This is a genomic window from Candidatus Stygibacter australis, from assembly GCA_030765845.1.
GTDB classification, from domain to species: domain Bacteria; phylum Cloacimonadota; class Cloacimonadia; order Cloacimonadales; family TCS61; genus Stygibacter; species Stygibacter australis.
Genome location: JAVCDJ010000256.1, coordinates 1 through 4,339, shown reverse-complemented (window position 1 = coordinate 4,339; position 4,339 = coordinate 1). Strand labels below are relative to the sequence as shown.

Genomic DNA, 4,339 nt, shown 5'->3' with positions numbered 1-4,339 from the left:
GCAACTTTCCAGTAAGGAGATGCATGAGATTGCCGCTCTTTGGGGAAGTGATATAAATTTCTTTCTGGAAGGATCCACTGCCCTGGGTGAAGGTAGAGGAGAAAAAATATCTTCTCTTCCATATTTGGCATTTGACCATATATTCCTGGTAAATCCTGGAATTGGTATTGCCAGCTCGGAAGCATACAGATCAGCAGAAATATGCCAGGAGAAACAGGTTTATCGGGAACTGTTAACCAGGAAAGACTCTCGATTCTGCTTTAATCGATTGGAGGATGGAATTAGAAAGAATTATCCAGAGATAGATGATATTATCGGGTATCTTGAATCAGAAGGAGTTATAAAATCAATTCTTTCAGGTAGTGGGGCAACTGTCATTGGATTTTGCCCAGACCTTGCAACAGCTAATAAATTAGGCCAGTATTACACACATAAAGGATACTGGAATACCATAACAAAAACAAAAGGAGAACCAAATGAACATTACAGATGTTAAGGTTTTTATTCGTGAAAGCAACCAGTTAAAAGCTTTTGTCAATATCGTTATTGATGATGCTTTTATAATCAGGAACATCAAAGTTATCGAAGGAGACAAGGGTCTCTTTGTTGCCATGCCTTCCAGACGTGTTTCCAGTGGAGAATATCGTGACATTGCTCATCCTATTAACACAGAAACCCGTCAAATGCTGGAAGAGCGCATCTTGCTGGCATATAAAGAAGAATTGCAGAAAGCCCTTAGTGTAGTGGAAACAAGTGACTCCCCTGTAGTGGAAACAAGTGACTCCCCTGTAGAATAATTCTATGTATAAAAAGCTCAAACTGTTCACCGGCAGAGCCAATCTAGCTTTGGCTGAGGAAGTATCGCGTTATGCTGGAATTCCTCTCGGAGAATTAGATCTTTTCAAATTTCATAATGATAATAGTTTTGTGAAGATCAAGGAGAATGTTCGGGGAGCAAATGTGTTTATATTACAGCCCACCTGCCGTCCGGTTAACGATAATCTGATGGAATTATTGATCATGATCGATGCCTTTAAACGTGCATCAGCAGCCAGGATCAATTGCGTAATCCCATATTATGGTTACGCCCGGTCAGATAAAAAGGATCAGCCTCGCGTTCCAGTCACAGCAAAGTTAGTGGCAGATCTGATTACCGTAGCAGGAGCGAATAGAATTGTTACCATGGATTTACACAGTGATCAGATACAGGGTTTTTTCAATATTCCTGTAGATCATCTAACATCGCAATTGACTTTTGCCCAATATTTTAGAGAAAATATTGATCTTTCTAATGCAGTGGTTGTATCTCCTGATGCTGGAGGTGCTCACAGAGCCAGGTCTTTGGCTGAGAGGCTGAAACTTGGACTCGCAATAGGAGATAAAAGACGGCTGGACAATACCGGTTCAGCTGAAATTCTCAATATTATTGGTGATGTGAAAGGAAAAACAGCGATCATGTTTGATGATATTCTTGATACTGGTGGTAGTTTGACAGACGCAGCCCGGACTTTAGAGAAGTTTGGTGCCAGCCGTATAGTGGCAGCGTGTGTGCATGGAGTATTATCAAAAGATGCAGTCGATAAGATCAATAATTCCCCGATTGAGAAGCTTTTCATAACAAATTCTATTCCGCTTCCAGCGGAAAAGAAAAGCGATAAGATCGTCCAGATATCGATTGCAGAAATGCTGGCAGTAGCCATCAAGAAGATACACGCCGAAGAATCGTTGAGTATCTTGTTCAGATAGGGAATAATGGAGGAAGATAGTATGATTATCAAAATCGAAGCAAAGAAACGTGAAACAAAGATGAAATCTGACCTGACGGTAATGAGAAATGCCAAAATCATTCCAGCTATAATCTATAAAGCTGGTGAGGAAGGATTGCAAATCAGTATTGTAAATGCTGATTTTATTAGGGAATACAGGAAGTCAATTGGCGAGATTTCCTACTTTTTAATCAATGTTGATGGAAAAGAATACAAGACGATTATCAAGGAGAAGCAGATTCATCCTGTTAGCCGTCTAATTCAGCATATTGATTTTCTGGAATTAGTGCCTGGTAACAAATCAACACTTAAGGTTCCCCTTAAATATTTCGGTGAACCTCTTGGTTTAAAAGAAGGTGGAACGCTGGAAATACTGGTACGCGAAATTACGATAAAATGTCTACCAAAAGACATTCCAGAAGAGATCAATATTGATTTATCTCCAATTGGTGTAGGGCAATCTATACATTTCAGGGACCTGGAAATGAAAAACATTTATTCCAGTCTTCCCGGAAATACAGTTCTGGCTCAAGTCAAGGGTGCCAGAATATAGTAAACGTAATTGTTAACTGATGAGGCTTGTAGCAGGCTTAGGTAATCCCGGAAGCGGTTACAGATTGACCCGGCATAATGTCGGTTTTATGGTGTTAGATTACCTGTCGAAACAAAAGGGATTGGTCTTTAAAAAAAAGAAATTGTATGAATTTGTGGCTGATAAAGATTTTCTTCTGCTCAAGCCACAAACTTACATGAATCGGAGTGGACTCGCTTTCACTTCTGTCAATACCAGTTATTTCATTGATGAAATGCTGGTAATTTATGATGATGCCAGTTTACCTTTTGGTGAAATCAGGTTTCGTCATAAAGGAAGTGCTGGTGGGCATAATGGTCTAAAATCTATCCAGGAAAACCTGGGAACCAATGAATTTAAAAGATTCAGGATTGGTATAGGGGAACCTGAATTAGATGAAGACTTGTCAGACTATGTATTGAGTAAATTCAGTGCTGAGGAAGATGAATTTCTTCCTGAGGTTATCTCTTACAGCGCCAGGTTACTCGATCTTTATCTTCTAGAAGGCTTTGAATACCTTCTGGATTATCACAGTAAAAATAAGAAAACCTATTCTGAGAAGCTGGAAGCTTTTCAGGATCATAAGTCCAAAGGAGGAATATAAATGAACTCGTATGAGAGCATGATCGTAATCTCTGCCAATCTTGCTGAGACCGATGTTGATCAGGAAAACCTGAAAATCATCAACTTCATAAAAGAAAATGGCGGTGAATTGATCGAGACAGATAAGTGGCCTAAAAGAAGCCTAGCTTATGAAATCTCAAAGCAGAAAGAAGGATACTATTTTATTAATTACTTTAATTTTGCTGCTGAAAAGATTTTAGAACTTGATCGCCTGTACCGTCTCAACGAAAATATTATTCGACATAATATTATCAAGAAATAAGCGGGAGGTAATTATGGCAAAGGATTTAAGATTCCCGAGAGTAAATAGTATAACAATTAGTGGAAGATTGACCAGAGAAGTTGATCTCCGATATACCCCTTCAGGTACTCCGATAGCCAAGCTTTCGATAGCTTTTGATCGGAATGTGCAAAAAAACGGTGCCTGGGAAAAAGAAACCAGCTATATTGATGTGATTGCCTGGGAAAAGAAGGCAACTCAATGTGCTGAAAATCTTATGAAGGGCAGTGCAGTCATTGTGGAAGGACGTTTGCAAACAAGAACTTATACCAATAATGAAGGCAAAAATGTAAAAATCGCTGAAATTGTAGCTAGTCGTATCCATTTTCTGGAATGGACTGATGGTAATCGTCAATATAAAGATGAAAGTCAGTTTGAAAATGTGGAATCAGTTACTAATACTACCAGTGATAAAGATGACAAATTTAATAATTCAGAAACATCAACTCAAGATGATGTTCCCTTTTAAATATCAGGAGAAATAAATGATAGAAAACGAAACCAAAAATGAAAATGTAAGTCCTGCCAGCAATCCGGAGCAGGATCAGGAACGCAAAAAAAGAACTGAAGAGAGTTCTTCCAGTCGTTCTCCCCGCAAACCTTTCAGGGGAAATCCCAGAAGATCAGATAAAAGAAAATTCTTTATGAAAAAGAAGGTCTGCTTCTTCTGTAAAAATGCTGATGTTGCTATTGATTATAAAGATGTTAGTTTGATGAGGCGTTTTGTTGCCGAAAGTGGTAAAATCACTCCCAGAAGATTCTCTGGAACCTGTGCAAAACATCAAAGAAGACTATCTACTGAAATTAAGAAAGCCCGGCAGATGGCACTGATCCCTTACACAGATAAATAAGTGTTTTTCTCTGCCCTAATCGCTGGTTTTTTTGCCGGTTTTTCGCCCTTCTGGGGTTTGCTCATTATAATCGCATACGGCTTCAGGCATTATCAAAAACAGAATATTGTCTATTTTGCAACCTTTGCAGTTTCATCACTGCTATCGGTATTTTTGATTGCTGCGGGAAAGACATCACTTGCTTTGATGGATACTTTGTGGGGAATTGGTCTTACTGCCCTGATATTTTTTTATTATCTTAAAAGTA

General features: G+C 38.8%; 9 protein-coding genes. All 9 read left to right on the top strand.

Annotation, left to right across the window (positions count from 1 at the left end; translation table 11 throughout):
* Positions 1–496 (top strand): hypothetical protein (locus RAO94_12880; GenBank protein ID MDP8323235.1); only part of this gene is annotated, 496 nt, incomplete at its 5' end.
* Positions 477–797 (top strand): septation regulator SpoVG, encoded by a 321-nt coding sequence (gene spoVG / locus RAO94_12875; protein ID MDP8323234.1) that lies wholly within the window; start codon positions 477–479, stop codon positions 795–797. The genes RAO94_12880 and spoVG, both read left to right, overlap by 20 nt.
* 4 nt (positions 798–801) lie before the next feature.
* Positions 802–1,746 carry a ribose-phosphate pyrophosphokinase gene (locus RAO94_12870; GenBank protein MDP8323233.1) on the top strand — a complete coding sequence of 315 codons (945 nt, stop codon included), beginning with the start codon at positions 802–804 and terminating at the stop codon, positions 1,744–1,746.
* Between the two features lie 21 nt (positions 1,747–1,767).
* Entirely contained in the window at positions 1,768–2,319 is a 552-nt protein-coding gene (locus tag RAO94_12865) for a 50S ribosomal protein L25 (GenBank protein ID MDP8323232.1), read from the top strand.
* 19 nt (positions 2,320–2,338) lie between these two features.
* Entirely contained in the window at positions 2,339–2,941 is a 603-nt protein-coding gene (pth, locus tag RAO94_12860; GenBank protein ID MDP8323231.1) for an aminoacyl-tRNA hydrolase, read from the top strand.
* Positions 2,942–3,223, top strand: coding sequence for a 30S ribosomal protein S6 (rpsF, locus tag RAO94_12855; protein ID MDP8323230.1), 282 nt, complete (start codon positions 2,942–2,944; stop codon positions 3,221–3,223).
* 13 nt (positions 3,224–3,236) lie between these two features.
* On the top strand, positions 3,237–3,710 hold the full coding sequence (locus RAO94_12850) for a single-stranded DNA-binding protein (protein ID MDP8323229.1): 474 nt from the start codon (positions 3,237–3,239) through the stop codon (positions 3,708–3,710).
* A gap of 175 nt (positions 3,711–3,885) precedes the next feature.
* Positions 3,886–4,092: a 30S ribosomal protein S18 gene (gene rpsR / locus RAO94_12845; protein MDP8323228.1), complete on the top strand. Its 207-nt coding sequence runs from the start codon at positions 3,886–3,888 to the stop codon at positions 4,090–4,092.
* Positions 4,093–4,339, top strand: a 247-nt coding sequence (locus RAO94_12840) for a hypothetical protein (protein MDP8323227.1), incomplete at its 3' end; no start/stop codon positions are given.